The sequence below is a fragment of the Pseudomonas sp. MF6396 genome, assembly GCF_002018915.1.
Taxonomy (GTDB): Bacteria; Pseudomonadota; Gammaproteobacteria; order Pseudomonadales; family Pseudomonadaceae; genus Aquipseudomonas; species Aquipseudomonas palmensis.
In genome coordinates, this window is the sequence record NZ_MVOK01000003.1 from 38,399 (window position 1) to 65,389 (window position 26,991).

25 protein-coding genes and 1 tRNA gene are annotated in these 26,991 nt (G+C 63.1%); 6 read left to right on the plus strand and 20 right to left on the minus strand.

Translation table 11 applies throughout. The features are described from left to right. The first annotated feature begins 63 nt into the window (after positions 1–63). Together MF6396_RS03465 and MF6396_RS03470 are read left to right on the plus strand one after the other, a co-directional pair. Entirely contained in the window at positions 64–1,104 is a 1,041-nt protein-coding gene (locus MF6396_RS03465; protein ID WP_078479731.1) for an HlyD family secretion protein, read from the plus strand. A gap of 49 nt (positions 1,105–1,153) precedes the next feature. Continuing rightward, positions 1,154–2,644, plus strand: a complete 1,491-nt coding sequence (locus MF6396_RS03470; RefSeq protein ID WP_173925078.1) for an MDR family MFS transporter — start codon at positions 1,154–1,156, stop codon at positions 2,642–2,644. Positions 2,645–2,747: 103 nt separating this feature from the next. On the opposite strand, the gene uvrB is transcribed toward MF6396_RS03470, so the two are convergent. Continuing rightward, the gene (gene uvrB / locus MF6396_RS03475; RefSeq protein WP_043862865.1) at positions 2,748–4,763 is read right to left on the minus strand and encodes an excinuclease ABC subunit UvrB; all 2,016 of its coding nucleotides are present in this window, start codon (positions 4,761–4,763) and stop codon (positions 2,748–2,750) included. A 294-nt stretch (positions 4,764–5,057) separates the two neighbouring features. Between uvrB and MF6396_RS03480 the strand changes: the two genes are divergently transcribed. Then, positions 5,058–6,254 (plus strand): amino acid aminotransferase, encoded by a 1,197-nt coding sequence (locus MF6396_RS03480; RefSeq protein WP_078479732.1) that lies wholly within the window; start codon positions 5,058–5,060, stop codon positions 6,252–6,254. A gap of 61 nt (positions 6,255–6,315) precedes the next feature. Next, positions 6,316–6,391: transfer RNA gene (locus MF6396_RS03485), tRNA-Asn, on the plus strand. A 124-nt stretch (positions 6,392–6,515) separates the two neighbouring features. Here the strand turns inward: MF6396_RS03485 and MF6396_RS03490 are convergent. The 16 genes from MF6396_RS03490 to MF6396_RS03565 all read right to left on the minus strand — a co-directional run bounded on the left by MF6396_RS03490 (position 6,516) and on the right by MF6396_RS03565 (position 19,685). Further along, positions 6,516–7,076, minus strand: a complete 561-nt coding sequence (locus MF6396_RS03490; protein ID WP_043862867.1) for a DUF1285 domain-containing protein — start codon at positions 7,074–7,076, stop codon at positions 6,516–6,518. A gap of 10 nt (positions 7,077–7,086) precedes the next feature. Next, positions 7,087–7,689 carry a DUF4823 domain-containing protein gene (locus MF6396_RS03495; RefSeq protein ID WP_043862868.1) on the minus strand — a complete coding sequence of 201 codons (603 nt, stop codon included), beginning with the start codon at positions 7,687–7,689 and terminating at the stop codon, positions 7,087–7,089. A 78-nt stretch (positions 7,690–7,767) separates the two neighbouring features. Then, positions 7,768–8,736: a GTP 3',8-cyclase MoaA gene (locus MF6396_RS03500; protein ID WP_043862869.1), complete on the minus strand. Its 969-nt coding sequence runs from the start codon at positions 8,734–8,736 to the stop codon at positions 7,768–7,770. A 105-nt stretch (positions 8,737–8,841) separates the two neighbouring features. Beyond that, positions 8,842–9,480, minus strand: coding sequence for a TetR/AcrR family transcriptional regulator (locus tag MF6396_RS03505; protein ID WP_054915804.1), 639 nt, complete (start codon positions 9,478–9,480; stop codon positions 8,842–8,844). 434 nt (positions 9,481–9,914) lie between these two features. After that, positions 9,915–10,703: a TatD family hydrolase gene (locus MF6396_RS03510; protein WP_054915805.1), complete on the minus strand. Its 789-nt coding sequence runs from the start codon at positions 10,701–10,703 to the stop codon at positions 9,915–9,917. Positions 10,704–10,746: 43 nt separating this feature from the next. Further along, a complete protein-coding gene (locus MF6396_RS03515; protein WP_078479733.1) occupies positions 10,747–11,733 on the minus strand; it encodes a DNA polymerase III subunit delta' in 987 nt (328 codons plus the stop codon). Next, positions 11,726–12,358: a dTMP kinase gene (gene tmk / locus MF6396_RS03520; protein WP_054915807.1), complete on the minus strand. Its 633-nt coding sequence runs from the start codon at positions 12,356–12,358 to the stop codon at positions 11,726–11,728. Before tmk ends, MF6396_RS03515 begins: the two co-directional genes overlap by 8 nt. 19 nt (positions 12,359–12,377) lie before the next feature. Continuing rightward, positions 12,378–13,529, minus strand: coding sequence for an endolytic transglycosylase MltG (gene mltG / locus MF6396_RS03525; RefSeq protein WP_078479734.1), 1,152 nt, complete (start codon positions 13,527–13,529; stop codon positions 12,378–12,380). A 3-nt stretch (positions 13,530–13,532) separates the two neighbouring features. Beyond that, positions 13,533–14,348, minus strand: a complete 816-nt coding sequence (gene pabC / locus MF6396_RS03530; protein WP_058541074.1) for an aminodeoxychorismate lyase — start codon at positions 14,346–14,348, stop codon at positions 13,533–13,535. After that, the gene (gene fabF, locus MF6396_RS03535) at positions 14,348–15,592 is read right to left on the minus strand and encodes a beta-ketoacyl-ACP synthase II (protein ID WP_043862876.1); all 1,245 of its coding nucleotides are present in this window, start codon (positions 15,590–15,592) and stop codon (positions 14,348–14,350) included. Before fabF ends, pabC begins: the two co-directional genes overlap by 1 nt. A gap of 104 nt (positions 15,593–15,696) precedes the next feature. After that, positions 15,697–15,933 carry an acyl carrier protein gene (gene acpP, locus MF6396_RS03540; RefSeq protein WP_003175607.1) on the minus strand — a complete coding sequence of 79 codons (237 nt, stop codon included), beginning with the start codon at positions 15,931–15,933 and terminating at the stop codon, positions 15,697–15,699. 195 nt (positions 15,934–16,128) lie between these two features. After that, positions 16,129–16,869 (minus strand): 3-oxoacyl-ACP reductase FabG, encoded by a 741-nt coding sequence (gene fabG / locus MF6396_RS03545; RefSeq protein ID WP_043862877.1) that lies wholly within the window; start codon positions 16,867–16,869, stop codon positions 16,129–16,131. A 16-nt stretch (positions 16,870–16,885) separates the two neighbouring features. Further along, a complete protein-coding gene (gene fabD / locus MF6396_RS03550) occupies positions 16,886–17,824 on the minus strand; it encodes an ACP S-malonyltransferase (protein ID WP_078479735.1) in 939 nt (312 codons plus the stop codon). Between the two features lie 126 nt (positions 17,825–17,950). Next, positions 17,951–18,958, minus strand: a complete 1,008-nt coding sequence (gene plsX / locus MF6396_RS03555; protein WP_078479736.1) for a phosphate acyltransferase PlsX — start codon at positions 18,956–18,958, stop codon at positions 17,951–17,953. A 3-nt stretch (positions 18,959–18,961) separates the two neighbouring features. Then, positions 18,962–19,144: a 50S ribosomal protein L32 gene (gene rpmF / locus MF6396_RS03560; RefSeq protein WP_010223221.1), complete on the minus strand. Its 183-nt coding sequence runs from the start codon at positions 19,142–19,144 to the stop codon at positions 18,962–18,964. A gap of 13 nt (positions 19,145–19,157) precedes the next feature. After that, positions 19,158–19,685: a YceD family protein gene (locus tag MF6396_RS03565; protein WP_054915811.1), complete on the minus strand. Its 528-nt coding sequence runs from the start codon at positions 19,683–19,685 to the stop codon at positions 19,158–19,160. A gap of 95 nt (positions 19,686–19,780) precedes the next feature. Between MF6396_RS03565 and MF6396_RS03570 the strand changes: the two genes are divergently transcribed. Then, on the plus strand, positions 19,781–20,359 hold the full coding sequence (locus MF6396_RS03570; protein WP_058541072.1) for a Maf family protein: 579 nt from the start codon (positions 19,781–19,783) through the stop codon (positions 20,357–20,359). 63 nt (positions 20,360–20,422) lie between these two features. On the opposite strand, the gene sppA is transcribed toward MF6396_RS03570, so the two are convergent. From sppA to rluC, 3 genes are read right to left on the minus strand one after another with little or no spacing between them, the layout of a single operon-like run. After that, positions 20,423–21,406, minus strand: coding sequence for a signal peptide peptidase SppA (gene sppA, locus MF6396_RS03575; RefSeq protein ID WP_058541100.1), 984 nt, complete (start codon positions 21,404–21,406; stop codon positions 20,423–20,425). Between the two features lie 6 nt (positions 21,407–21,412). After that, positions 21,413–22,090, minus strand: coding sequence for an HAD-IA family hydrolase (locus MF6396_RS03580; protein WP_058541071.1), 678 nt, complete (start codon positions 22,088–22,090; stop codon positions 21,413–21,415). Then, positions 22,080–23,036: a 23S rRNA pseudouridine(955/2504/2580) synthase RluC gene (gene rluC, locus MF6396_RS03585; RefSeq protein ID WP_043862884.1), complete on the minus strand. Its 957-nt coding sequence runs from the start codon at positions 23,034–23,036 to the stop codon at positions 22,080–22,082. Before rluC ends, MF6396_RS03580 begins: the two co-directional genes overlap by 11 nt. 743 nt (positions 23,037–23,779) lie before the next feature. On the opposite strand from rluC, the gene rne reads away from it, so the two are divergent. After that, the gene (gene rne / locus MF6396_RS03595; RefSeq protein ID WP_058541070.1) at positions 23,780–26,989 is read left to right on the plus strand and encodes a ribonuclease E; all 3,210 of its coding nucleotides are present in this window, start codon (positions 23,780–23,782) and stop codon (positions 26,987–26,989) included. The last annotated feature ends 2 nt before the right edge of the window (positions 26,990–26,991 follow it).

Genomic DNA, 26,991 nt, shown 5'->3' on the forward strand with positions numbered 1-26,991 from the left:
GCGCTTGTGTTTGCCAAGGCAAACCTTGTTAAATTTGCTTACATTTTTGGAACGATCGTACCCATGCCTGCCCAACTCAAGCGTCGCCTGCTGATTTTCCTGACCCTGGTTCTGCTCATCGGCCTGAGCTTTCTGGCCCACTGGTACTTCAAGGGGCGCTTCTACGAGAGCACCGACAACGCCTACGTGCAGGGCGAGATCACCCGGGTTTCCAGCCAGTTGGGCGCGCGCATCGAGCAGGTGCTGGTCGAGGACAACCAGCATGTGGCCAAGGGCGACCTGCTGGTGCGCCTGGAAGGCAACGACTTCCAGTTTGCCGTGGAGCGCGCCCGCGCCACCCTGGCCACCCGCGAGGCCGAGCGCCTGCAAGCCGACAGCCGCCTGACGCAGCAGGCGAGCCTGATCGCCGCCGGCCAGGCACAGGTGTCGGCCAACCAGGCCACGCTTGGGCGTACCCAGCTGGACCTCAACCGTGCACAGGCGCTGCGCAAGCCAGGCTTTGTCTCGGAAGAACGGGTGACCACCCTGTCGGCCGAAAGCAACGTGGCACTCTCCCAGGTGAGCAAAGCCCAGGCCGACCTGCAGGGTCAACGCCAGCAGGTCAACGCACTGGCTGCCGAACTCAAGCGCCTGGACGCCCAGATTGCCACCGCCCGCACCGACCTGGCCCAGGCCGAGCTGAACCTGAGCCGCAGTGAAATTCGCGCGCCGATCAGCGGCATGATCGGCCAGCGCGCGGCACGCAACGGCCAGTACGTGCAGGCCGGCGCCTACCTGCTGTCGATCGTGCCCGATCAGGACATCTGGGTGCAGGCCAACTTCAAGGAAACCCAGATCGGCAAGATGCAGCCCGGCCAGCGTGCCGAGCTGGTGTTCGACAGCTACCCCGACACGCCGATCGAAGGTCGCGTCGACAGCCTGTTCGCCGCTTCCGGCGCGCAGTTCAGCCTGCTGCCACCCGACAACGCCACCGGCAACTTCACCAAGGTCGTGCAGCGCATTCCGGTCAAGCTGACCTTCGCCGCCGACAACCCGCTGCACGGCAAGATCCGCCCGGGCATGTCGGTGACCGCCACCGTCGATATCCGTACCGATGGCCGGTGATCAACTGATCCGTCCCGCCGGCGAACCCAGCCGGCGCGACTGGATCGCGGTGATGAGCGTGATGCTCGGCGCGTTCATGGCAGTGCTCGACATCCAGATCACCAACTCGTCGCTCAAGGACATCCAGGGCGCCCTGTCGGCGACCCTGGAAGAAGGCTCGTGGATCTCCACCTCCTACCTGGTGGCCGAGATCATCATGATCCCGCTGACCGCCTGGCTGGTGCAGCTGCTGTCGGCGCGGCGCCTGGCAGTGTGGGTGTCGGCGGGTTTTCTGGTGTCGTCGCTGCTGTGCTCGATGGCCTGGAACCTGGAAAGCATGATCGTGTTCCGCGCCCTGCAGGGTTTTACCGGCGGCGCGCTGATCCCGCTGGCCTTCACCCTGACCCTGATCAAGCTGCCCGAGCATCACCGCGCCAAGGGCATGGCGATGTTCGCCATGACCGCCACCTTCGCCCCGTCCATCGGCCCTACTCTGGGCGGCTGGCTGACCGAGAACTGGGGCTGGGAATACATCTTCTACATCAACATCCCGCCCGGCCTGATCATGATCGGCGGCTTGCTGTACGGCCTGGAGAAGAAGGAAGCACACTGGGAGCTGCTCAAAAGCACCGATTACACCGGCATCCTGACGCTGGGCGTCGGGCTTGGCTGCCTGCAGGTGTTTCTTGAGGAAGGGCATCGCAAGGACTGGCTCGAATCGGGGCTGATCGTCACCCTGGGCAGCATTGCCCTGGTCAGCCTCATTACCTTCGTGATCGTGCAGTTCTCGAAACCCAACCCGCTGATCAACCTGCGCATCCTGCAGAACCGCAATTTCGGGTTGTCGAGCATTGCCAGCCTGGGCATGGGTGTGGGGTTGTACGGTTCGATCTACCTGCTGCCGCTATACCTGGCGCAGATCCAGAACTACAACGCCCTGCAGATCGGCGAAGTGATCATGTGGATGGGGGTGCCGCAGCTGTTCCTGATCCCGCTGGTGCCGCAACTGATGAAGGTGATTTCGCCGAAGATCCTCTGCACCATCGGCTTCGGGCTGTTCGGGCTGGCGAGTTTCAGCTCGGGGGTATTGAACCCGGACTTTGCCGGCACCCAGTTCAACCATATCCAGATCATCCGTGCGCTGGGGCAGCCGATGATCATGGTGACCATCTCGCTGATTGCCACGGCCTATATCCAGCCGCAGGACGCAGGCTCGGCGTCGAGCCTGTTCAACATCCTGCGCAACCTGGGCGGGGCCATCGGCATTGCGCTGCTGGCCACGCTGCTGGATGCGCGCACCAAGGTGTATTTCGACTACCTGCGCGAGGCGGTGGTACCGACCAATGCCGCAGTGGCCGAGCGGCTGACCTTGCTGACCGAGAAGCTGGGCAGCGAAGGGGCAGCACTGGCCAGGCTGAGCGAGATCACCCATCAGCAGGCGATGATCATGGCGTACAACGATGCCTTCCATTTTGTCGGCATCGGGCTGGCAATCAGCATGGTGGCGGTGCTGTTGACGAAGAAGCTGCCGCAGGGGTTGAAGGCGGGCGAGGCGCACTAGACCGCGTTGAAGTCTTCGCTGGCAAGCCTGTTCCCGCAGGTACTCCATTGCCCTTGGCGTCAATGTGATCCTGTGGGGGCGGGCTTGACCCGCGAAAGGCCCGTCAGACCGTGAGCAGTCGCTCACGCAACTGCGCGATCTCGTCGCGCATCTGCGCTGCAGCCTCGAACTCCAGGTCCCGCGCCAGCTGGTACATCTTCTCTTCCAGCGCCTTGATGCGCTTGGCGATCTCGCCAGGCGAACGCAACTCGGCCTCGTAACGCTCGCGCTCCTCGGCGGCCTTGGCCATGCCCTTGCGCTTCTTGCTGCGCGAGCCGGGCACGTTGGCGCCTTCCATGATGTCGGTGATGTCCTTGACCACGCCCTTGGGCACGATGCCGTTGGCCTCGTTGAAGGCCATCTGCTTGTCGCGGCGACGCTCGGTTTCGCCGATCGCCCGCTCCATCGAACCAGTCATGTTGTCGGCGTACAGGATCGCGCGGCCGTTGAGGTTGCGCGCCGCGCGCCCGATGGTCTGGATCAGCGAGCGCTCCGAACGCAGGAAGCCCTCCTTGTCCGCATCCAGAATCGCCACCAGCGAGACCTCGGGCATGTCCAGGCCCTCGCGCAGCAGGTTGATACCCACCAGCACATCGAAGGTGCCCAGGCGCAGGTCGCGGATGATCTCGACTCGCTCAACGGTATCGATGTCCGAGTGCAGGTAGCGCACCCGCACATCGTGATCGGCCAGGTAGTCGCTGAGGTCTTCGGCCATGCGCTTGGTCAGGGTAGTGACCAGCACCCGCTCCTCCACCGCCACACGCTTGCGAATCTCCGACAGCAGGTCATCCACCTGGGTCGTGGCAGGACGCACCTCCACCTGGGGGTCGACCAGACCGGTCGGGCGCACCACCTGCTCCACCACACGGCCGGCATGCTCGGCCTCGTAGTTGCCCGGCGTGGCCGAGACGAAGATGGTCTGCGGGCTGACCGACTCCCATTCGTCAAAGCGCATGGGCCGGTTGTCCAGCGCCGAAGGCAGGCGGAAGCCGTACTCCACCAGGGTTTCCTTGCGCGAGCGGTCCCCCTTGTACATGGCCCCCACCTGCGGAACGCTGACGTGGGATTCGTCGATCACCAGCAACGCATCCGGCGGCAGGTAGTCGTACAGGGTCGGCGGCGGCGCGCCGGCCGGACGCCCGGACAGGTAGCGCGAGTAGTTTTCGATGCCGTTGCAGTAGCCCAGCTCCAGGATCATCTCCAGGTCGAACCGGGTGCGCTGCTCCAGTCGCTGGGCCTCGACCAGCTTGTTGTGCTTGTGCAGGTACTCCAGGCGTTCCTTGAGCTCCGCCTTGATCCCGTCCATGGCCTCCAGCAAGGTTTCGCGCGGGGTCACGTAGTGGCTCTTGGGGTAGAAGGTGAAGCGAGGCAGCTTGCGGATCACCTCGCCGGTCAGCGGGTCGAAGGCCGCGATGTTCTCCACCTCGTCATCGAACAGCTCGATGCGGATGGCCTCCAGGTCCGATTCGGCCGGGAAGATGTCGATCACGTCGCCGCGCACACGGAAGGTGGCGCGGGCAAAGTCCATGTCGTTGCGGGTGTACTGCAGGTCGGCCAGACGGCGCAGCAAGGCCCGCTGGTCGAGCTTGTCGCCACGGTCCACGTGCAGCACCATCTTCAAATAGGTTTCCGGGCTGCCCAGACCATAGATGCACGACACCGTGGTGACGATGATCGCGTCACGCCGCTCCAGCAGCGCCTTGGTCGCCGACAGGCGCATCTGCTCGATATGGTCGTTGATCGAGGCGTCCTTCTCGATGAAGGTGTCGGAGGACGGCACGTAGGCTTCGGGCTGGTAGTAGTCGTAGTAGGAAACGAAATACTCCACCGCGTTGTTCGGGAAGAATGACTTGAACTCGCCATACAACTGGGCGGCCAGGGTCTTGTTCGGCGCCAGTACCAGAGTCGGGCGCTGCACCTGGGCAATCACGTTGGCGATGCTGAAGGTCTTGCCCGAACCCGTCACCCCGAGCAGGGTCTGGTGCGCCAGCCCGGCCTCGATCCCCTCGACCATCAGGCGAATGGCTTCGGGCTGATCACCCGCCGGCTGGAAACGGGTGACGAGTTGAAACTCGGACATGGTGAACCCCTGGAAATGAACGGATACAGGCAACTGTATTTATAGACAGTACTTATACCCAATTGGTGGTGCCCGGCGCCAGTTTCAAGGCAAACCACGGCCTGTTTCACAGTATTGACCGGCGCAAGCGACTGACGGTCGAAAAATATTCGCGAAAACAGCAGTAAAAGCTGCGACAGACTGTCGCCGTGACCGATGGGTATCACTATACTGACTCCCCGTTTGTGCACCGCTTCAGTGCATTCGGCTGGAGCGTGCGACCTCTATCACTCTCCATTCAGAGCCAAGGTAAAAATGAGCCTGTTTTCCGCTGTCGAGCTGGCACCCCGCGACCCTATCCTGGGCCTCAACGAAGCGTTCAATGCCGATACCCGCACCCACAAGGTGAACCTGGGCGTTGGTGTTTACTGCAACGAAGAAGGGCGTATCCCACTGCTGCGTGCAGTCATCGAAGCCGAAACCCAACGCGCCGCCCAGCACGCCTCCCGCGGCTACCTGCCGATCGACGGCATCGTGGCCTACGACCAGGCCGTGCAGAAGCTGCTGTTCGGTGCCGATTCGCCCCTGCTGGCCGCCGGCCGTGTGGTCACCACCCAGTCCGTCGGTGGTACCGGCGCCTTGAAGATCGGCGCTGACTTCCTCAAGCAGCTGTCGCCCAATGCCACTGTCGCAATCAGCGACCCGAGCTGGGAAAACCACCGCGCCCTGTTCGAAACCGCCGGTTTCCCGGTCAAGAACTACCGCTACTACGACGCCGCCACCCATGACGTCAACCGTGCCGGCATGCTCGAGGACCTCAACGCGCTGCCGGCCGGCTCGATCGTGGTACTGCACGCCTGCTGCCACAACCCGACCGGCGTCGACCTGACCCCGGCCGACTGGAACAACGTGCTCGAGGTGGTCAAGGCCAAGGGTCACATCCCGTTCCTGGACATGGCCTACCAGGGCTTTGGCCAGGGCATCGCCGAAGACGCCGCTGCCGTGCGCCTGTTCGCCGAATCGGGCCTGGACTTCTTCGTCTCCAGCTCGTTCTCCAAGTCGTTCTCGCTGTACGGCGAGCGCGTCGGCGCCCTGTCGATCGTCACCGAGTCCAAGGAAGAGGCCACTCGCGTGCTGTCGCAGGTCAAGCGCGTGATCCGCACCAACTACTCCAACCCGCCGACCCACGGCGCCACCATTGTCGCCACCGTGCTCAACAGCCCCGAGCTGCGCGCAATGTGGGAAGCGGAACTGGCCGAGATGCGCCAGCGCATCCACGGCATGCGCAAGCAGATGGTCGAGCTGCTGGCCCAGTACGGCGCACAGCAGGACTTCAGCTTCGTCGGGCGCCAGTGCGGCATGTTCTCCTACTCGGGCCTGACCGTCGAGCAGGTGGCACGCCTGAAGGACGAGCATGCGATCTATGCTCTGGATACCGGTCGTATCTGCGTCGCCTCGTTGAACCAGAACAACATTCACGTGGTGACCAAGGCGATCGTCGAGGTCCTGTAACACCTGATTGCTCAGGGGGAGCTTGACTTCCCCTTAGCAATCAGTAAGATACGCCCCAGATTCCGCGATAGCTCAGTCGGTAGAGCAAATGACTGTTAATCATTGGGTCCCAGGTTCGAGTCCTGGTCGCGGAGCCAAACATCATTTCAGAGCGTGCTTGCACAGCCTCTGAAATACTCGAAAAACCCGCCTTTTGGCGGGTTTTTTCGTTTTGGTCTTCAGCCCGGGCCAGGACTACCGGGCGATACAGGCTGCGACAGGCTATTGCTGCCCGATTGGAAAGAACTGCCCCGCACTCCATACGCCCAGCCATGGCTGCCCATCGATGTCACGTGTTACAGCCAGCTCTACCAGCTGGTAAAACACGCTGCGATGGATCAGCGCCTCGAGGTTGTTGCGCATGTGCACGTAAGGCGAAGGCTCCTGTGTCAGCGGGTCGATCACGAAACGCAGCGGGTGCTCGGGCCCGGCCTCGACCACATCCTCCACATTACTGGTGAAGCGCAGCACCTGCTGCTCACCACTGCCCTGCACGTCCATGAGCACCGCCACGAACGGCGCATCATCGACCTGGATTCCGACCTTTTCCACAGGCGTGACCAGAAAGTAGTCATCCCCGTCGCGACGGATGATGGTGGAGAACAGACGCACCATCGGCTTGCGACCAATCGGGGTGCCCAGGTAGTACCAGGTACCGTCGCGGGCGATTCGCATGTCGATGTCGCCGCAGAAGTCCGGATTCCACAGGTGGACCGGCGCCGGGCCTTTGCCGACCTTCGGGAGTTGCGCCAACAGGTCATTGGCCTTGCCGGTATCCACCATCATCTGCTCCTCAGCGGCTCATGCCCAACAAACTGCGAGCGTAATCCTCAAGCGGTGCCGCAATCAAATCCTGCGGCTGATTGTCGTGGAACGTCAGCAAACCGCCACGGCTGCGGATGCTCACGGTATCGATCAGATAGCGGGTACTGGTTTCGATCAGCATCAGCTGAATTCTTCCGGTGTCGACACCCAGGCGGTCCACCGCCTGCTCGTCGTACCACTCGTCACCATTGCCGATACGGTTGTCGGCCTTGGCAAAACGCGCATACAGCAGGTAATGCGCGCCCACGTCGCGCGCCTGGGACAAGGCATCCTCCAGCCCCAGCGGACCCTCGGCACGTCGCACCAGCGGGAAGTACTCGACAAAGGCCTTGAAGGCTTCCTCGGCCACCACGTTGGGCCGCGGATAGGCATTGCCCGGCGGCACGAACACGCCCTGACCGATGAAGACGAACGAGTCGGGCTGCAGGCGCACCGACAACGAACGGCGGGTTTCGCTATGGTCGAGCAGGCCGGCGTCGCTCATGTGGTAGCGCACACCTTCGCCCATATCGCTCACATTCATGCAGCCACCCAGCGCCATCAGCGCCAGCAGCAGAACCAGGCTACGCATCTTTCCTCCAGAAGCCGGTGACGGAAAACCGGCGAACAGCCGCCAGATGCAGGTTTTGCGCCAGCTGGAGGGTATGGCTCAACCGCCGATGATCTTCATCACCGTGGCACCGCCTGAAAAAGCCACGGCCTGCTTGTCGCCCAGGGCCTTCATCAACATGCCCTGCAAGGCCGGCAACGCCTGGTGGCGCGGCTTGTCGAGCAGGTCACCGATGAAATGCCGGTTGCTCGACGACAGGCAGCCATGCAGCCACCCGGTAGAAGACAGACGCAGGCGCGAGCAGGTTCGGCAGAACGGCACGCTTTCGTTGGCGATCACGCCGAAGTGGCCTTGCCCCGGCACCCGGTAGCGCAATGCAGTGGCGTCCACTGGCGCATCGGCCTGGGCGTACTCGTGATGCTCGCCGATCAGTTGCAGCAACTGCTCCAGGCTCACGAACTGCTGCAGGAAAGCGTTGTGGTCGCTGGCCAGGTGCCCCATGCGCATCAATTCGATAAAGCGCAGTTCATAGCCACGGGCCAGGCAGTAGTCGAGCAGCGGCAGCACCTGATCGAGGTTGCGCCCGCGCAGTGGCACCATGTTCACCTTGATCTTCATGCCGGCGTCGCTGGCCTTGTGCATGCCATCGAGCACGCTGGCCAGATCCCCGCCACGGGAGATCCCGCGGAAGGCATCGGCGTCGAGGGTATCAAGGGAGACGTTCAGGCGCCGGATGCCGGCATCCAGCAGCAATGGCAGCTTGCGCGCGAGCAACTGGCCATTGGTGGTCAGGGCGATGTCATCGAGGCCGAGCACCGACACGCCAGCCAGGAAGGCTTCGAGCTTGGGACTGACCAGGGGTTCGCCACCGGTGATACGCAGGCGCTCGATACCGGCAGCTTCGATCAGCCAGGCCACCCCACGCACCATGGCCTGGGCCGAGAGCTCATCCTGCGCTGCGACCAGACGCTTGCCGTCCGGCACGCAATAGGTGCAGGCATAGTTGCACGCCGCGGTGAGGCTGACGCGCAGGTTGCGAAAACGTCTGCCTTGACGGTCGACGATCATGGAGCACTCCGGCAAGTGTGAATCGGGCTTGCAAAACCTGACTCAGAAATCAGTTTTTTGCAAGCCTCTTACCTGAGTATATGCCTGCACGGCGCCAGCGAGCATTCAGCTGCCAGATGGCTCCGGGTCGCGCTTGCGCTTGTTGCCCATGCGCACGCCAATGTCCATGAGGAACTGGAAGAAGCCTTCCTGGTCCTCCAGCACATTGCTCCAGAACGGCGAGTGATACAGTGCCACCGCGCCATGCACCAGGGCCCAGGCTGCGCAGTAGTGGAAATACGGCGGCACGTCCTCGAGCTTGCCCTCGGTGATGCGACCCTTGATCAGCAGGGTCAGGCGCTCGAAGTTTGAGGCACGGATCTTGTGCAGCTCCTCGACCATTTCCGGCACCTGGTTGCCTTTGACCACCTTCTCTTCGAGGCGGTCGAACAGGCGGTAGCGCTGCGGGTCGCGCATGCGGAATTCGAAGTAGGCACGCGACAGGGCCTCCTTGTCGCGATCCACATCGGCAGAGTGCAGCAGTTCGTTCAAATCGCGCTCGTAGTCGAGCATCAGGCGCAGGTAGATCTCCGCCTTGGACTTGAAGTGCTTGTAGATCGTGCCTTTGCCGATACCCACGGCGTCAGCGATCATCTCGACGGTGACACTGTCTTCACCCTGTTCGAGAAACAGCTTGAGCGCGGTATCGAGAATCTCTTGCTCTCGGCGACGAAACTCACGGACCTTACGAGGTTCTTTCTGCATAAGAAGGACTGGATCAAAATCGAAGCCCGTTATTATGCCTAACTTGCGCAAAAATGCACGGATCATCCGCGCATGCCTATGTTTCTTGATGAGTTTGAACAGGCCGGCGACCCGGTTGCCCGAAGCGGACCTCCCCTTCCCCCTGCCCCAGACGTGCAATCCAGGCGGTCAGGCGCACGGCAGAGCAATGCGTGCTCAGCAGGGCCGCACGTATTCCAAATCTGTTTAAAAAACGATCAACCCTTGGTGGAATCGCGGCGAACCTGACCAATACTTGAGGTGTTGGCGCGACGCATCCCCCCAAGTGACGCGCCGATAAGGGTGAACACGGACCGCTCGCCTTTGTTTTACTCCTAATGGTCTTAACCCGGATTCCCCCCCAGAACCCGGGTTTTTTTTGCCCGCGCGACCGCCACGGCGCCCGCGCAGCGGGGTCAGGCCACCCGCACCCGTGCCAGGGGGAACAGACGCCTGAAGTTCTCGGTGGTCTGTTGCGCCAGCTGCTCGTAACGCTCCCCCCGCACCAACGCGATGAACTCCGCCACGTCACGCACATACTCCGGCAAGTTCGGCTTGCCGCGGTGCGGAATCGGCGCCAGGTACGGTGAGTCGGTCTCTACCAGCAAACGATCTGCCGGCACCTGCCGCGCCACATCACGCAACGCGTCGGCATTGCGGAACGTGACAATCCCCGACAACGAAATGTAATACCCCAGGTCCAGCGCTGCCTTGGCCATCTCCCAGTCTTCGGTGAAGCAGTGCAGCACGCCTGCCTGCGGCAATGCCGCCTCGCGCAGCAGGGTCAGGGTATCGGCGCGCGCCGCACGGGTGTGGATGACCACCGGCTTGCCGGTGAGCCTGGCCGCCTCCAGGTGCAGGCGAAACGACGCCTGTTGCAACTGTGCAGCCTCGGGCTCGTAGTGATAGTCCAGCCCGGTCTCACCAATGGCCACCACCTCGGGGTGGTTCAGTTCGCCGAGCAGCCAGTCCAGCGCCGGCGCTTCGCCTGGCGCCAGGTCCAGCGGGTGAATGCCGACCGAGCAGTCCACATCAGGGTAGCGCGCTGCCAGCGCCCTGACCTGGGCCGCATTGTCGGCACTTACGCCGATGCACAGGAAATGCCCGACACCCCGTGCCCGCGCGGCATCCAGCGCGGCATCCAGGGAGCCACCATGGGCGGCGAGGTCGAGACGGTCGAGGTGGCAATGGGAATCTACAAGCATGGGCGTAATGACAACACTGAAAATGGAGGATCGAAAGGCCAGTTCAACGCTGACCCGGCAACAGGGCCCAGGAGGCCAGCAACGCTTCGAGCAACAGCACGCGGTTGAGGTTGGCCTTGTTCAGCACCTTCTGGCGCTGCACAAGAATCCAGTCCTGGATATCCAGCACCTTGCCCTGCGGGCTTTTCTGGGCAAGGTACTGCACGACCTTGCGCATGTCGGCCAGCCCCAGGCCCTCTTCGTCCTGGGTCAGCTGATAGCGCAGGATCAGGTTGGACCAGTCGCAGAACCAGTCGAACAGCAACAATAGCGGGATGCTGTTCCAGCCTTCGGCCAACTGGGTCGCGGACTGCTGCTGCTTGAGCAGCTTCTTGAGCCCCTCGACCACCTGCGCGCGCTGCTCGCGCACACCCTGGGCCTGCAGGCTGACAGCCAGCAGTGGCGAACCTGCTGCAAGGCTCAGCAGTTCGTGGCGCTCGGCCTCGTCACTGTCGGGTAACGCGGCTGCCAGCCACGCCTCGCTCTGCGCCTGACTTGGCAACGGGCAGGCCTGTTGCTGGCAACGGCTCCTGATGGTCGGCAGCAACCGGCTGGGCTGGTGACTGACCAGCAACAGCACGGTATCGCCCGAAGGCTCTTCGAGGCTCTTGAGCAAGGCGTTGGCAGCGTTGATGTTCATTGCCTCGACCGGCTCGATGAGAATCACCTTGCGTCCGCCCATCTGCGCGGTCTGCACCACGAAGCTGACCAGATCGCGCACCTGGTCGACCTTGATCGGCTTGTCGGCCTCTTCAGGTTCCAGGATGTAGTTGTCCGGGTGACTGCCCGCCTTCAGCAACTGGCACGACTTGCAGTGCCCGCACGCCTCAAGCCCCTCGGGCTGGCGGCACAGCAGAAACGCCATCAGGCGCTCGGCCAGCGCCCGCTTGCCGATGCCTTGCGGGCCGTGCAACAGGTACGCATGGGCATGCTGTGTGCGCCCGGCCAGTTGCTGCCAGAGCGTCGCCTGCCACGGGTAGGCCTCAGCCACGGCAACGCTCCAGGATCTGCGGCAGCAACGCATCCAGGGCGAGTTGAACCCGGGCCAGCGGTTGCGCGGCATCGACCAGGTGATAGCGCGCCGGGTCGGCGGCTGCGCGGGCCAGGTAGGCCTGGCGAACAGCCTGGAAAAACGCCTGGCCTTCCTGCTCGAAGCGATCCAGCCGCCCGCGCGCCGCTGCGCGCGAAAGGCCGACCTCCACCGGCAGGTCGAACACCAGGGTCAGGTCGGGGCGCAGGTCGCCCTGGACGAAGGTTTCAAGGGTGGCAATGCGCTCGACCGACAGCCCGCGGCCACCGCCCTGGTAGGCATAGGTGGCATCGGTGAAACGGTCGCACAGGACGATGGCGCCCCGCGCAAGCGCCGGGCGGATCACCTGGGCCAGGTGCTGGGCGCGCGCGGCGAACACCAGCAACAGCTCGGTGTCGGCATCCATCGTCTCATCGCTGGGGGCCAGCAACAGTTCGCGGATGCGCTCGGCCAGCGGGGTGCCGCCCGGCTCGCGGGTCAGCACCACATCCAGCCCGTGGGCGCGCAGGTGCTCGGCCAGGTACTCGCGATTGGTGCTCTTGCCCGCGCCTTCGGGACCTTCCAGGGTGATAAACAAGCCGCTCACAGGCAGTCCTTAATCAGGGTCATTGCGGGGTAGGTTCGCTGGCCGGGGGAACATCCGGCTGCACCGAGGGCTCGGCAGGCTGCGGTGCAGCCTGGGGCGCCTCGGGCGCAGGAACCTCGTTCGGGGTGTCGCCGGCGCTTGGCGCCGGGCTTGAACGGTAGTCGGCACGCCGCTTGATCTGGTACTCGCGCACGGCAGAATTGTGCGCCCCCAGGTCATCGGAGAACACATGGCTGCCATCGCCCCGGGCGACGAAGTACAGGCTGCTGCCCGGCTCCGGGTTCAAGGCCGCGTGAATGGCTTCACGCCCGACCATGGCAATCGGCGTCGGCGGCAGGCCGGCGATCACGTAGGTGTTGTAGGGCGTGGGCTCACGCAGGTCGGCGCGGGTGATCTTGCCGTTGTAGCGTTCGCCCATGCCATAGATCACGGTAGGGTCGGTCTGCAGCAGCATGCCGATCTGCAGGCGACGCACGAAGACGCCGGCGATCTGACCACGCTCCTGTGGCACGCCGGTTTCCTTCTCGACCAGCGAGGCCATGATCAGCGCCTGGTAAGGGTCGCGATAGGGCGCAGCCGGGGAGCGCTCGTTCCACTCCTTGGCCAGCACCTCCTCCAGGCGCGCGTACGCCTGCTGCAGGAACTCGACATCGCTCATGCCGCGCACGAACCGATAGGTATCAGGGAAGAAGCGCCCCTCGGGGAACACGCCCGGGTGCCCGAGCTTGTCCATGACCTCGCTGTCGCTCAGGCCATCCAGGGTCTGGCGGATCTTTTCATGTCTGGCCAGTGCCGAGCGCACCTGGCGGAAATTCCAGCCCTCGACCAGGGTCAGGCTGTACTGCACCACGTCACCACGCCGCCACGCCTCGAACAGGTCGCGCACGTTCATGCCGGGGGTCATGCGGTACTCGCCGGTATGCAAAGCCACGCTCGGCATGTTGAAGCGCCAGTAAAGGCGCAGCCAGAAGGCGTCGCGGATCACGCCGTCCTGCTGCATGCGGTAGAACATGCGGTTGGGCGTGGTGCCGGTAGGAACATCGAGCAACCGCTCGCCGGTCAGGTGCAGCGGCTGCTCCAGCGCCGAGTGCACCTTCCAGGCCGAGAAGCCCAATAGCAGGCCGGCCAGGATCAACCCGGTCTCCAGCAGCACCAACAATTTACGTCTCACGAATCAGGCATCCAGTAGCGTACGGGCAATGGCCTGCAGTTTACGGGTGAGCGGCCCCGGCGACCAGTTCAGCGATGCAAATGCACGCACCGGCCATACGCCATACACGCTGTTGCACAGCAACACTTCGTCGGCCTGCTCGAGATCGGCCAGCGCCAGGTCGACCACACGGGCCGTGATACCGTGGCGCGGCGCCTCGTCCAGCAAGGCAGCGCGCATTACCCCGGCCACGCCGCAACGCGCCAGGTCGGCGGTGTACAGCACGCCATCGCGCACCACGAACAGGTTGCTGTAGACACCTTCGATCACGCGCCCGGATACATCACGCATCAAACCTTCAGCGTACTCGGCGCCCTGCCACTCGGCCCGTGCCAGTACCTGCTCCAGGCGATTGAGGTGCTTGAGCCCGGCAAGCAAGGGTTGCTCGGCCAGGCGGGTCTGGCAGGCAAACAGCCTTACCCCCTGCTCGGCGTTCTGCGGCGGGTAGCTGGCGGCGGGGCTGGCCTGAAGAATGCGACGCGGCGGTGCACCGGCAGCCGGGGCATAGCCGCGCTGACTGTCGCCACGGGTGAGAATGAGCTTGAGCACGCCATCACCCAGCAAGCCGGCATAACGGCATACCTCGTCGCGGATGAGCGGATGATCGGCGTCGATCGCCAGGCGCTGGCAACCCAGCGCCAGGCGGTCGAGGTGATACGTCAGCAGTGAGGGCTGCCCGGCCCGCACGGCGATGGTCTCGAACAGACCATCGCCATAGGCCAGCCCGCGGCTGCCCAACGTCAGGGCGTCAGCCGGCAGGCCATCGACCCAGCTGTGCATCACTCGGCGAACCGGCGGAACACCAGCGAGCCATTGGTACCGCCAAAACCGAAGGAGTTCGACAGCACGACCTCGATCGGCATGTTGCGCGGCTGGTGCGGCACGAAGTCCAGGTCGCAGCCTTCATCCGGCTCATCGAGGTTGATGGTCGGCGGCGCCACTTGCCCATTGATGGACAGCACGCTGAAAATCGCCTCTACCGCGCCGGCAGCCCCCAGCAGGTGACCGGTCATCGACTTGGTCGAGCTCACGGCCAGCTTGTAGGCGTGCTCGCCGAACACCGACTTGATCGCTGCCACTTCGGCCAGGTCGCCGGCAGGCGTCGAGGTACCGTGGGCGTTGATGTAGCCGACTTCGCTGGGGTTCACGCCCGCATCGCGCAAGGCGTTGGCCATGCAGCGGGCCGCACCGGCGCCGTTGTCGGGTGGCGAAGTCATGTGGTAGGCGTCGCCGCTCATGCCAAAACCAACCAGTTCGGCATAGATGGTCGCGCCCCGCGCCTTGGCGTGCTCGAGCTCTTCGAGCACCAGCGCACCGGCACCGTCGGACAGCACGAAACCGTCACGGCCCTTGTCCCACGGCCGGCTGGCACGGGTTGGCTCGTCGTTGCGCGTCGACAGCGCACGCGAAGCGCCAAAACCGCCCATACCCAGGCCACAGGCCGCCATCTCTGCGCCACCGGCGATCATCACGTCGGCTTCGCCGTAGGCGATATTGCGCGCCGCCATGCCGATGCAGTGCGTGCCCGTGGTGCAGGCAGTGGCAATGGCGTAGTTGGGCCCCTGTACACCCAGGTGGATCGACAGGAAACCGGAAATCATGTTGATGATCGAGCCTGGCACGAAGAACGGCGAAATGCGCCGCGGGCCTTGCTCGTGCAAGGTCCGGCTGGTTTCTTCGATATTGGTCAGGCCGCCGATGCCCGAACCCATGGCCACGCCGATACGCTCACGGTTGGCATCGGTGACTTCCAGCCCGGCATTGCGCACCGCCTGGAACCCGGCCGCCAGGCCGTATTGAATGAACAGATCGAGCTTGCGGGCTTCCTTGACCGACAGGTACTGCTCGACTTCAAAGCCCTTTACCGAGCCGCCAAAACGGGTGGAGTAGGCAGACAGGTCAGTATGCTCGATCAGACCTATGCCACTGCGGCCAGCCAGAATGCCTTGCCAACTGCTTGGCACATCCGTGCCCAGTGGCGACAGCATACCCATACCGGTGACCACGACGCGTCTACGCGACACAGCACTCTCCTTATTCTATGGTCTACATCTCATGCAAAGAAAAAACCGCACGCCAGTAACGGCAGTGCGGTTTTTCCATGACAAGAAGCGACGACTACAAAGTCTTAAGCCTGGTGGCTGGTGACGTAGTCGATGGCTGCTTGAACAGTAGTGATCTTCTCGGCTTCTTCGTCAGGGATTTCGGTCTCGAATTCCTCTTCCAGAGCCATCACCAGCTCAACGGTGTCAAGGGAATCGGCACCCAGATCTTCTACGAAGGAAGCGGTGTTGACCACTTCTTCTTCTTTAACGCCCAGTTGCTCGGCGACGATTTTCTTGACGCGTTCTTCGATGGTGCTCATACCTAGTTTTCACTCCTAATGGATATATGTCAGGCAGCTGGCCGGTGTGTAAGTTTATAGAAAGACGCCCGCTTTTCAAGCGTAATGCATCCCTCGAACTTCACACCCACCTGCCGCCTAGAATTTGGTTGCAGCTTTATAACGGATTTTAGACAGCTCGTATGACATTTTTTTGAAGCAATCCGTCACATTTAACTACATGTACATCCCGCCGTTGACCGGGACAGTAGCACCGGTCACGTAAGCTGCGCCGTCAGAGGCCAGGAACGCAACCACTTTCGCGATTTCGTCGACCTGACCCAGACGACCCAGCGGAATCTGGTTTTGCAGCGCTTCACGCTGCGCCTCTGGCAGTTCGCGGGTCATGTCGGTATCGATGAAACCCGGCGCTACCGAGTTCACGGTGATCGCACGGGAGCCGACTTCACGCGCCAGGGCGCGGCTGAAGCCTTCCAGGCCGGCCTTGGCGGCGGCGTAGTTGACCTGGCCGACGTTACCCATGGCCCCAACGACCGAACCGATGCTGATGATACGACCCCAGCGCGCCTTGGTCATGCCGCGCAGCACGCCCTTGGACAGACGGTAGAGGCTGTTGAGGTTGGTATCGATGACGTCGAACCACTCGTCGTCTTTCATGCGCAGCATCAGGTTGTCGCGGGTGATGCCGGCGTTGTTGACCAGGATGGTCGGCGCACCGAACTGCACCTGGATAGAAGCGAGGGTGGCGGTGACCGACTCGTCGCTGGTCACGTTCAGCTCCAGCCCGGTACCGGCGATGCCGTGCTCCTTGAGGGTCGCGGCAATACGCTCGGCGCCGGAGGCGGACGTGGCGGTACCGATGACGGTGGCGCCCAGACGCCCCAGTTCCAGGGCGATCGCCTGGCCAATGCCACGGCTGGCGCCGGTGACCAGTGCAACTTTACCTTGCAGGCTCATGCAAGTTTCTCCTAAATCAGGCCAGCGCCGCACGGGTGGCGGCGAAAGCATCCGGGGTATTGAGGTTGAAGGTGTTCACGCCGTCGGCGCAGCGCTTGTTCAAGCCGGCCAGCACCTTGCCGGGGCCGCACTCGACCAGTTGCACCGCGCCATTGGCGGCCAGGGTCTGCACGCATTCGACCCAGCGTACCGGCTTGTACAGCTGCTCCAGCAGGTCGCGTTTGAGGGTATCGAGATCGCCAGCCACGCCCGCACTGACGTTCTGCACCAGCGGGATCTGCGGGGCCTGCCAGTCGATGGCGTTCACCGATTCGGCAAACCGCTCGGCGGCCGGGCGCATCAGCTCGCAGTGCGACGGCACGCTGACCGGCAGCGGCAGCGCACGTTTGGCGCCGGCGGCCTTGCAGGCTTCCATGGCGCGCTCTACAGCAGCCTTGGCACCGGCAATGACAACCTGGCCCGGGGAGTTGAAGTTGACCGCACTGACCACCTCACCCTGCGCAGCCTGAGCACACAGGTCCACGACCACGGCGTCATCCAGACCCAGAATCGCAGCCATGGCGCCCTGCCCGGCCGGCACGGCCTCCTGCATGAGCTCGCCGCGACGCTTGACCAGCTTGACCGCCTCACCCAGGCTCAGGCTGCCGGCAGCCACCAGCGCACTGTATTCACCCAGGCTGTGCCCGGAAACGAATGCAGGGCGCGCGCCACCTTCGGCCAGCCACAGGCGCCACAGGGCGATCGAGGCGGTCAGGATGGCCGGCTGGGTTTTGTCCGTCTGGTTGAGTTGTTCTTCCGGGCCCTGCTGGGTCAGTGCCCACAGGTCGTAACCGAGAGCCTCGGAGGCCTCACGGAAGGTATCGATGACCAGCGGGTACTGGGCGCCCAGCTCGGCAAGCATGCCGAGCGACTGCGAACCTTGGCCAGGAAAGACGAATGCGAGGGATGCAGACATTGAACAAGCCCCTAATGATCTTGTCGTCGAAAATAGCGCCCAGCCGGGGCTGAGCGCGAGAAAACTGACAATTGGATGGTAACGAGAACCAAGCGGTCACATTTATGCACGTCGTTGTGCCGATGCCTAAGGCAGCAGATCCTCCAGACGGCCGTGCAAGCGCTGCGGCAGGTTCTCCTGGATCTCGATCAGCGCCCGCTGTATCGCGCTCTGGAAACCCTGCACACCCGCCGAGCCATGACTCTTGATAACGATGCCCTGCAGGCCGAGAAAACTCGCGCCATTGTGGCGCGCCGGCGCAAGGTCGGCCTTCAGGCGACTGAGCAGCGGCATCGCCAGGGCCCCCACCGCCCGCGCCATCAGGCCACGCTTGAACAGCGCCTCGATGCGCCCACCGATCATGGTGGCCAAGCCTTCGCTGGACTTGAGCAGGATATTGCCGACAAAGCCGTCGCACACCACCACATCCGCTTCGCCACGGTACAGGCCATCGCCTTCGACAAAGCCGATGTAGTTGAGGCCGCGGGCATTTTGCAGCAGCGTCGCAGCCAGCTTGACCTGCTGGTTGCCCTTGATGTCTTCGGTACCGATGTTGAGCAGCGCCACACGCGGCCGGGAAATGCCCAGCGCTTGCGCCGCCACCGAGCCCATCACGGCGAACTGGAACAGGTGCTCGGCGCTGCAGTCGACGTTGGCCCCCAGGTCAAGCAGCTGGCAATAGCCGGTCTGGGTCGGTATGGCCGCCACCATCGCAGGCCGATCGATGCCGGGCAGGGTCTTGAGCACATAGCGCGACAACGCCATCAGCGCGCCGGTGTTGCCGGCGCTCACGCAGGCCTGCACCTTGCCATCACGCAATAGTTCGAGGGCCACGCGCATCGACGAGTCGGGCTTGCCACGCAGCGCCTGGGACGGCCGCTCGTCCATGCCGATCACTTCGCTGGCCGGCACAATATGCAGGCGCGCGCGATCCGCTGCCGACTGGCCAGCGATCAGATCTTCAAGGAGGGAAGGTTGACCGACGAGGGTCAGGTGCAGCGAGGGAGTAGCCGACAGGCAAGCAATGCTGGCCTGAACAATGCTGCGGGGACCGAAGTCCCCGCCCATTGCGTCAATCGCGATCTGAGCGGACAAGGATTACTCGTCAGCGCCCTTGTCGATCACTTTGCGACCACGGTATACGCCTTCTGGCGATACGTGGTGACGCAGGTGCACTTCACCAGTGGTTTTCTCTACGGACAGAGCGTTTTCCGAGAGAGCGTCGTGCGAACGGCGCATGTCACGGGCAGAGCGGGATTTTTTGTTCTGCTGAACAGCCATAATTGATTAACTCCTAAACGTTTGGGTCACGCTTTAACTGCGCCAATACACTGAACGGGTTGGACCGCGTTACCTCGTCCTTGCTCGGTTCGGGCTCATCGGCGCCCGCCGGCTGCTGGCATTCTTCCGGATGATGAGCAGGCACGATGGGCAAGGCGAGCAGAAGCTCTTCCTCGACCAATGCTTGCAGATCCAAAGGATCTTCGCCCAGTTCCAGCACGTCATAACCTTTCGGTAACGACTGGGTATTCGCACCCTCTTTCACCACAGCATATGTAGATTCGCTGTGGATCGGCAGGGTGACCAGCTCAAGACAACGCTGGCAAACCATCTTGACCTCGACGGTCAGAGCACTGTGGATAACCACGGTTTTCTGTTCGTCTCGCTCAAAATCGAATTTAGCCTGCACCGTACCGACATCGTCGGAAAGCGGGTCGCAGAGTCTCTCCAAATCGGCGAGTAGCAGCGTTCCTTCGAGAGAAACACCACGATCGGCCAATTTGCGCGGGTCAACGTGAGGTGGAATCGGGTCATTCAACATAGGCGCAGCATTCTAGGGATGCCCCCCGCCTCTGTCAAAGGAAATTCGGCCCCGTTCAACATGTTAGAATCGGCGCACCTGCTCAGGAGTTCATCATGCTGCCCTTGTTACTGGCTTCCAGCTCACCCTACCGGCGCGAATTGCTGGCGCGACTGCAACTGCCCTTTGCCTGGGCAGCGCCCGATATCGACGAACAGCGCATCGGCGAAGAGCCCGCCCCAGAGCTGGTCAAGCGCCTGGCCAGGCACAAGGCCGAGGCATTGGCTGCCAGCCATCCGGGGCATCTTATCATCGGCTCCGACCAGGTTGCCGTGCTGGGCGAACAGATTCTGGGCAAGCCACACACCTTCGAAAAGGCCTGCGAGCAATTGCTGGCTGCGAGCGGCAATCACGTCACCTTCCTGACCGGCGTGGCGCTGCTCAATACCCAGAGCGGCCATTGCGAGGTCGATTGCGTGCCATTTACCGTGCACATGCGCGAACTGGACCTGCCACGCATCGAACGCTACCTGCGCGCAGAACAACCCTACGACTGCGCCGGCAGCTTCAAGTGCGAAGGGCTGGGGGTGAGCCTGTTCCAAAGCACCCACGGCTGCGATGCCACCAGCCTGGTGGGACTGCCGCTGATCCGACTGGTCGACATGCTGCTCAAGGAAGGGGTGAGCATACCGTGAGGGCAAGCCAATACCAGCAATAAAAAACCGGCCATCTGGCCGGTTTTTCATTAATCAGCACACTCAGCGCAGTGCCGGCCCCTGAAAGCCCATCCACATGGCAAGGTGCTCGGCGACGCTGGCACCCAGGCGCTTGGAGAAGCGATCAAACGGCGACTCTTCGACGGTGAAATCAACCAGGGTCTTCTCCCCCACCACCTCACGCGCCACATAATCGGCATTGCCCAGGGCGTCCACCAGCCCCAGCTGCACGGCCTGCTCACCCGACCAGATCAGCCCGCTGAACAGCTCGGGATGCTCCTTGTCCTTGAGCCGCTCGCCGCGCCCCTGCTTCACACTGGCAATGAACTGCTTGTGGGTGGTGTCCAGCACACCCTGCCAGAAGGCCGTTTCGTCCGGTTTCTGCGGCTGGAATGGATCAAGGAAGGCCTTGTGCTCACCCGCCGTATAGGTACGACGCTCGACACCCAGCTTCTCCATGGTGCCGACAAAGCCGTAGCCAGCTGCCGTCACACCAATCGAGCCCACCAGGCTGGCCTTGTCGGCATAGATCTGGTCAGCCGCACTGGCGATATAGTAGGCACCCGACGCACCCAGGTCGCTGATGACCGCGTACACCTTGACCGACGGCTTGGCGGCCTGCAGACGACGAATCTCGTCATAGATGTAGCCAGACTGCACCGGGCTGCCGCCCGGGCTGTTGATACGCAGCACCACCGCCTTGGTCTTGGCGTCGTCGAAGGCCGCACGCAGGCTGGCTATCACGTTGTCGGCGCTGGCCGGCTCCTTGTCCGCAATGATCCCGCGCACCTCGATCAGCGCCGTATGGCTCGCGCCACGGGCGGCGGTCTTGTCGATATCCATCAGCGGCGAAAACAGGGCCAGGATGCCGAACAGGTACACGAACGTCAGCAGCTTGAAAAAAATACCCCAGCGCCGGGCCCGACGCTGCTCCTGCACGCCCGCCAGCAAGGTCTTCTCGAGCAGCTTCCAGCTGGTGCGCTCTTCGTTCTTTTCGGCGTCAGGCGCCTTCCACTCGTCAGTCATGCTCACCTACCCTGGAAATTCGATTGCAGCGGTTCGGCCTAGCCACGCCTGCAATTGTGAAAAGTGCTGTATGGACAAATGCGGCTCGTAAACGCTCAATGCCTCGAGCGACAGCGCCCCATGCCCCACCGCCACCGAATGCATGCCGGCATTGCGCGCCATCAGCAGGTCGAACGACGAATCGCCCACCATCAACGCACGGCTCGCCGGCACCTGGCAATGGGCCAGGATCTCCTCGAGCATGCGCGGGTGCGGCTTGCCCATGGTTTCGTCGGCAGCCCGGGTAATGTCGAAGAACGTTTCCCAGCCATTGGCCACCAGCACCCGGTCCAGGCCGCGACGCGCCTTGCCGGTAGCGACTGCCAGGCGATAGCCATCGGCCCTGAACGACTCGAGGGCCTCGACCACGCCGGGATACAACGGCGACGGCTGGGTATCCAGGGCCATATAGATGTCGGCGTAATGCTGACGAAACGCCATGACTTCAGGCTGATCCAGATGCGGGTACAGCGTGCTGATCGCCTCGGGCAGCGCCAGGCCGATGATGCCCTTGACCGCCTCGTCCGAGCACAGCGCATAGCCGGCACGCTCGGCCGAGCGATGCATCGCTTCGACGATGCGCCCGATCGAATCGGCCAGCGTGCCGTCCCAATCGAAGATCAGCAGGTCGTAATCACGGCGCACTCAAACGCTCCACGGTCTTGGCCCACATGTCGTCCACCGGCGCCTCCAGCTTCAGCTCGCCGCCATCGGGCAACGGCACGGTCAGCGCATAGGCATGCAGGAACAGGCGCTTGCCGCCCAGCTCGCGGATCTCGCGAGTGAAATCCTCGTCGCCATACTTGCTGTCGCCGGCGATGCAATGCCCGGCATGCAGGGTATGCACGCGAATCTGGTGGGTACGGCCAGTAATCGGGCGTGCCTCGACCATGGTCGCGAAATCGCCGAAACGGCGCAGCACGCGAAACAGGGTGAGCGCCTCCTTGCCTTCGTCGTTGATTTCCACCATCCGCTCGCCGGAACGCAGGTTGCTCTTGAGCAGCGGCGCATTGACCTGCTTCTTGGCCGTGGCCCAGTGACCACGCACCAGCGCCATGTAGCGCTTGTCGACGCCGTCACCGCGCAACGCGGCATGCAGATGGCGCAACATGCTGCGCTTCTTGGCGATCATCAGCAGACCGGAGGTATCGCGATCGAGCCGATGCACCAGCTCCAGCTCCTTGGTATCCGGGCGCAACTGACGAAAGGCTTCGATCACACCGTAGTTCAGCCCGCTGCCGCCGTGCACGGCGATGCCAGCAGGCTTGTTGAGCACGATCAGGGCCTTGTCTTCGTACACGATAGCCGCTTCGAGTCGCTGAAGCAGGCCCTGTGCCAGCGGCACCGGCTCGTCACGCTCAGGCAGACGAACGGGCGGCACGCGCACGATATCGCCGGCCTGCAATTTGTACTCTGGCTTGATCCGTCCCTTGTTCACCCGCACTTCGCCTTTGCGCAAAATGCGATAAATCAAGGTCTTGGGAACGCCCTTGAGTGCAGTGATCAGGAAGTTGTCGATCCGTTGGCCGGCAAGTTCCGGCGCGACCTCGATCAGCTGGACGCCGGAGGTCGGAGGGGTAGTAGTCGTCATTTGCGAATCATAACAATTTTTTATGGATTTGAAGCACTTAATGATTGCTGCTATAGTCGCGAACGCCGCCAAAAGCGGCTGGCCAGCGGACCAATGGCTTTGAGCCGGCCCTGACCTACGCAATTCTCGAGGACGCGAGGCCGTCCGACGGGGCTTTCGCCAGTTTACAGAAGTGCCTGGAATCGCTACCAGCGCCGATGAGAGAAGACCGATAAAAAACAACAAGAGCGGTGTTTGACCCTCCTGCACGTTTTTTTCGATGCCCACTCCTTCAGTGCAGTCGCTTTCACGCAGTCACGGCGAATGCTTCGGAAATACCAGCCTTAGCCATAGAAAGCGCGGGCTCCCGTATGGAGCTGGCGATAACTGCAACCCGTTGCGGATTCAGCGCGCGGCAGCACCCGAATTATCAGGGATACGTGTAGGGTGGAGATGCACAACCGTCGGACCGTGTAGCACTGCGTCCAGTCCACAGGCCCTCTGGCCCGCGACCGGACCCGGTCTTGATCAAGATGCCCCAGGGTGTCCACGGCCGAAGGCTGATTCCTCCTCCTGACTGAGTGCATTTGACACCACAGCTAGCAGGACGCGTCGTCGCGACTTCGGCAGCACTGGGCGACCAGTCCGACCGCAAGCCGCTGGACACGGGATGGTCCGCCACCCCTGACGCACCCTGACACCGACCGTGAGAAGTCGTGTGTGCCGAACGCCGTTTCCGGCAGCCCGGAAACCGACGGTACTACATGAAAAGAATGCTGATTAACGCGACTCAACCCGAAGAGTTGCGTGTTGCTCTGGTAGACGGCCAGCGCCTCTACGATCTGGACATCGAGTCCGGTGCACGCGAGCAGAAAAAAGCCAACATCTACAAGGGCAAGATCACCCGCATCGAGCCCAGCCTTGAAGCCGCCTTCGTCGATTTCGGCTCCGAGCGCCACGGCTTTCTGCCCCTCAAGGAAATCTCCCGCGAATACTTCAAGAAGTCGCCCGAAGGCCGGGTGAACATCAAGGAAGTGCTGAGCGAAGGCCAGGAAGTCATCGTCCAGGTCGAGAAGGAAGAGCGCGGCAACAAGGGCGCCGCCCTGACCACCTTCATCAGCCTGGCCGGTCGTTACCTGGTCCTGATGCCTAACAACCCGCGTGCCGGCGGCATCTCCCGTCGCATCGAAGGCGAAGAGCGCAACGAACTGCGCGAAGCGCTCAACGGCCTGGTTGCCCCTGCCGACATGGGCCTGATCGTTCGCACTGCCGGCCTGGGCCGCAGCAGCGAAGAGATGCAGTGGGACCTGGACTACCTGCTGCAACTGTGGACCGCCATCAAGGAAGCGTCCCTCGACCGCGCAGCGCCGTTCCTGATCTACCAGGAAAGCAACGTCATCATCCGCGCCATCCGCGACTACCTGCGCCAGGACATCGGCGAAGTGCTGATCGACAGCGTCGACGCCCAGGAAGAAGCCCTGACCTTCATCCGCCAGGTGATGCCGCAGTACGCCAGCAAGATCAAGCTGTACGAAGACAGCGTGCCGCTGTTCAACCGCTTCCAGATCGAAAGCCAGATCGAGACCGCCTTCCAGCGCGTCGTCGACCTGCCATCGGGCGGCTCGATCGTGATCGACCCGACTGAAGCCCTGGTGTCCATCGACATCAACTCGGCGCGCGCCACCAAAGGCAGCGACATCGAGGAAACCGCCCTGCAGACCAACCTGGAAGCGGCCGAGGAAATCGCCCGCCAACTGCGTCTGCGTGACATCGGTGGCCTGATCGTCATCGACTTCATCGACATGACCCCGGCCAAGAACCAGCGCGCCGTCGAAGAAAAGGTGCGCGAGTGCCTGGAAGCCGACCGTGCCCGCGTACAGGTCGGCCGCATTTCGCGCTTCGGCCTGCTGGAAATGTCCCGCCAGCGCCTGCGCCCTTCCCTGGGCGAAAGCAGCGGCATCGTCTGCCCGCGCTGCAGCGGCACCGGCATCATCCGTGACGTCGAGTCGCTGTCGCTGGCAATCCTGCGCCTGATCGAGGAAGAAGCCCTGAAGGATCGCACTGCCGAGGTGCGTGCCCAGGTGCCGATCCCGGTCGCCGCGTTCCTGCTCAACGAAAAACGCAACTCGATCACCAAGATCGAACTGCGCACCCGGGCGCGTATCGTCATTCTGCCGAACGACCACCTGGAAACCCCGCATTTCGAAGTGCAGCGCCTGCGCGACGACAGCCCGGAAGCCCTGAACAACCAGTCCAGCTACGAAATCGCTGCGACCGAAACCGAAGAAGTGCAACCGGCTGCCGCCACCCGCACCCTGGTTCGCCAGGAAGCCGCGGTCAAGACTGCACCGGCCCGCGCCAATGCTCCGGTACCGGCTCCGGAAGCCCCTGCTGCCCCAGCCGCCCCGGTACACGCCCTGCCAGAGCCAAGCCTGTTCAAGGGCCTGGTCAAGTCGCTGGTCAGCCTGTTCGCCGGCAAGGAAGAACCTGTGGCCGCCGCACCGGTGGTAACCGAGAAGCCTGCCACCGAGCGTCCTCAGCGCAACGAGGAGCGTCGCAACGGTCGCCAGCAGAGCCGCAACCGCAACGGTCGTCGCGATGAAGAGCGCAAGCCACGCGAAGAGCGTGCCGAGCGCGCGCCACGTGAGCCGCGTGAAGAACGCCAGCCTCGCGAAGCCCGTGAAGAGACCTCGACCCGCGAGGAACGCGCACCACGCGCCCCGCGTGAAGAACGTCAGCCGCGTGCCCCACGCGAAGACCGTCGCCCACGCGAAGATCGCCCGGTACGCGAACTGCGTGAGCCTCTGGATGCCACCCCGGCCCCGGCCGTCCGCGAAGAACGTCCTGAGCGCGCCCCGCGCGAAGAGCGTCAGCCGCGTGAAGAGCGTGCACCGCGTGAAGAGCGCGCACCACGTGAAGAACGTGCCCCTCGCGAGGAGCGCGCACCGCGTCCGCCACGCGAAGAGCGTCAGCCACGCCCGGCCGAGCCGGTCGAGGATGCGGCCGAAGAGCAACTGCCAAACGAAGAGCTGCTGCAGGATGACAACCAGGAAGGCGCCGAAGGCGATCGTCCACGTCGTCGCTCGCGCGGTCAGCGTCGTCGCAGCAACCGTCGTGAGCGTCAGCGTGATGCCAACGGCAATGTGGTCGAAGGCAGCGAAGACGGCACCGAAGAAGGCGCCGAACAAGCTGGCGAACAACCTGCTGCCGCGGAAAAACGTAGCGAAGGCAATGCGCAGCCTTCGGGCGTGGAACTGGCTGCCGGCCTGGCCGTGACTGCCGCCGTTGCCACCAGCAACATCAGTGCCGACGCCGAGGCCCAGGCCAACGCTCAGGCCGAGCGTGCAACTGCTGCTGTCGATGACACCCCAGCCGTCGTGGCCGAAACGCCTTTCGAGGCCGGCACCGTCGAACCAGTGGTTGTCGAAACCAGCACCGAGTCGAACGAAACCGTTCAACAGCCCGCTGCCGAAGAAGCTGTTGCTGAACAAGCGGCCATCGCCCCTGTGATCGAACAACCGTTCGAAGCACCGGTGCAGGCAGTCGAGTCGAGCATCGAGCCTGTCGTCGAAGTTGCTCCGCAACCAGTCGAGGCCCAGATCGAGGCCGAGGCCAAGGTAGAGGCTCTGGTGGAAGCACCGGCTCAAGCCCCTGAGCAGGCGCCAGCTGTCGAAGCGCCCGTCGAGGCACCTGTAGCTGCCGAGCCGGTCATCGCCCTGCCGAGCGAGCCTGAAGTGCCGGCTGCAGTCGAAGCCGAGCCGGTCATTGCCGCTGAGCCAGCACCGGTCGCCGAGGCACAGGCACCGATCGCCGAGCCTGCCGAGGTTGAGGCACCGGTCGTCACGCTGGCCAACGGCCGTGCACCGAACGACCCGCGTGAAGTGCGTCGCCGCAAGCGCGAAGCTGAAGCCGCAGCGGCCGCTGCTGCCGAGCAGTCGCAGGAAGCTGCAGAAGAGCATAAACCGCTCGTCTGACG

Excerpts from the sequence above, each read along its gene's own strand:
- MF6396_RS03465 (WP_078479731.1), top strand. The coding sequence starts at position 64 with ATGCCTGCCCAACTCAAGCGTCGCCTGCTGATTTTCCTGACCCTGGTT.
- uvrB (WP_043862865.1), bottom strand. The coding sequence starts at position 4,763 with ATGTCCGAGTTTCAACTCGTCACCCGTTTCCAGCCGGCGGGTGATCAG.
- MF6396_RS03480 (WP_078479732.1), top strand. The coding sequence starts at position 5,058 with ATGAGCCTGTTTTCCGCTGTCGAGCTGGCACCCCGCGACCCTATCCTG.
- MF6396_RS03490 (WP_043862867.1), bottom strand. The coding sequence starts at position 7,076 with ATGGTGGATACCGGCAAGGCCAATGACCTGTTGGCGCAACTCCCGAAG.
- MF6396_RS03495 (WP_043862868.1), bottom strand. The coding sequence starts at position 7,689 with ATGCGTAGCCTGGTTCTGCTGCTGGCGCTGATGGCGCTGGGTGGCTGC.
- MF6396_RS03500 (WP_043862869.1), bottom strand. The coding sequence starts at position 8,736 with ATGATCGTCGACCGTCAAGGCAGACGTTTTCGCAACCTGCGCGTCAGC.
- MF6396_RS03505 (WP_054915804.1), bottom strand. The coding sequence starts at position 9,480 with ATGCAGAAAGAACCTCGTAAGGTCCGTGAGTTTCGTCGCCGAGAGCAA.
- MF6396_RS03510 (WP_054915805.1), bottom strand. The coding sequence starts at position 10,703 with ATGCTTGTAGATTCCCATTGCCACCTCGACCGTCTCGACCTCGCCGCC.
- pabC (WP_058541074.1), bottom strand. The coding sequence starts at position 14,348 with ATGCACAGCTGGGTCGATGGCCTGCCGGCTGACGCCCTGACGTTGGGC.
- acpP (WP_003175607.1), bottom strand. The coding sequence starts at position 15,933 with ATGAGCACCATCGAAGAACGCGTCAAGAAAATCGTCGCCGAGCAACTG.
- fabG (WP_043862877.1), bottom strand. The coding sequence starts at position 16,869 with ATGAGCCTGCAAGGTAAAGTTGCACTGGTCACCGGCGCCAGCCGTGGC.
- fabD (WP_078479735.1), bottom strand. The coding sequence starts at position 17,824 with ATGTCTGCATCCCTCGCATTCGTCTTTCCTGGCCAAGGTTCGCAGTCG.
- rpmF (WP_010223221.1), bottom strand. The coding sequence starts at position 19,144 with ATGGCTGTTCAGCAGAACAAAAAATCCCGCTCTGCCCGTGACATGCGC.
- MF6396_RS03565 (WP_054915811.1), bottom strand. The coding sequence starts at position 19,685 with ATGTTGAATGACCCGATTCCACCTCACGTTGACCCGCGCAAATTGGCC.
- MF6396_RS03570 (WP_058541072.1), top strand. The coding sequence starts at position 19,781 with ATGCTGCCCTTGTTACTGGCTTCCAGCTCACCCTACCGGCGCGAATTG.
- sppA (WP_058541100.1), bottom strand. The coding sequence starts at position 21,406 with ATGACTGACGAGTGGAAGGCGCCTGACGCCGAAAAGAACGAAGAGCGC.
- rluC (WP_043862884.1), bottom strand. The coding sequence starts at position 23,036 with ATGACGACTACTACCCCTCCGACCTCCGGCGTCCAGCTGATCGAGGTC.
- rne (WP_058541070.1), top strand. The coding sequence starts at position 23,780 with ATGAAAAGAATGCTGATTAACGCGACTCAACCCGAAGAGTTGCGTGTT.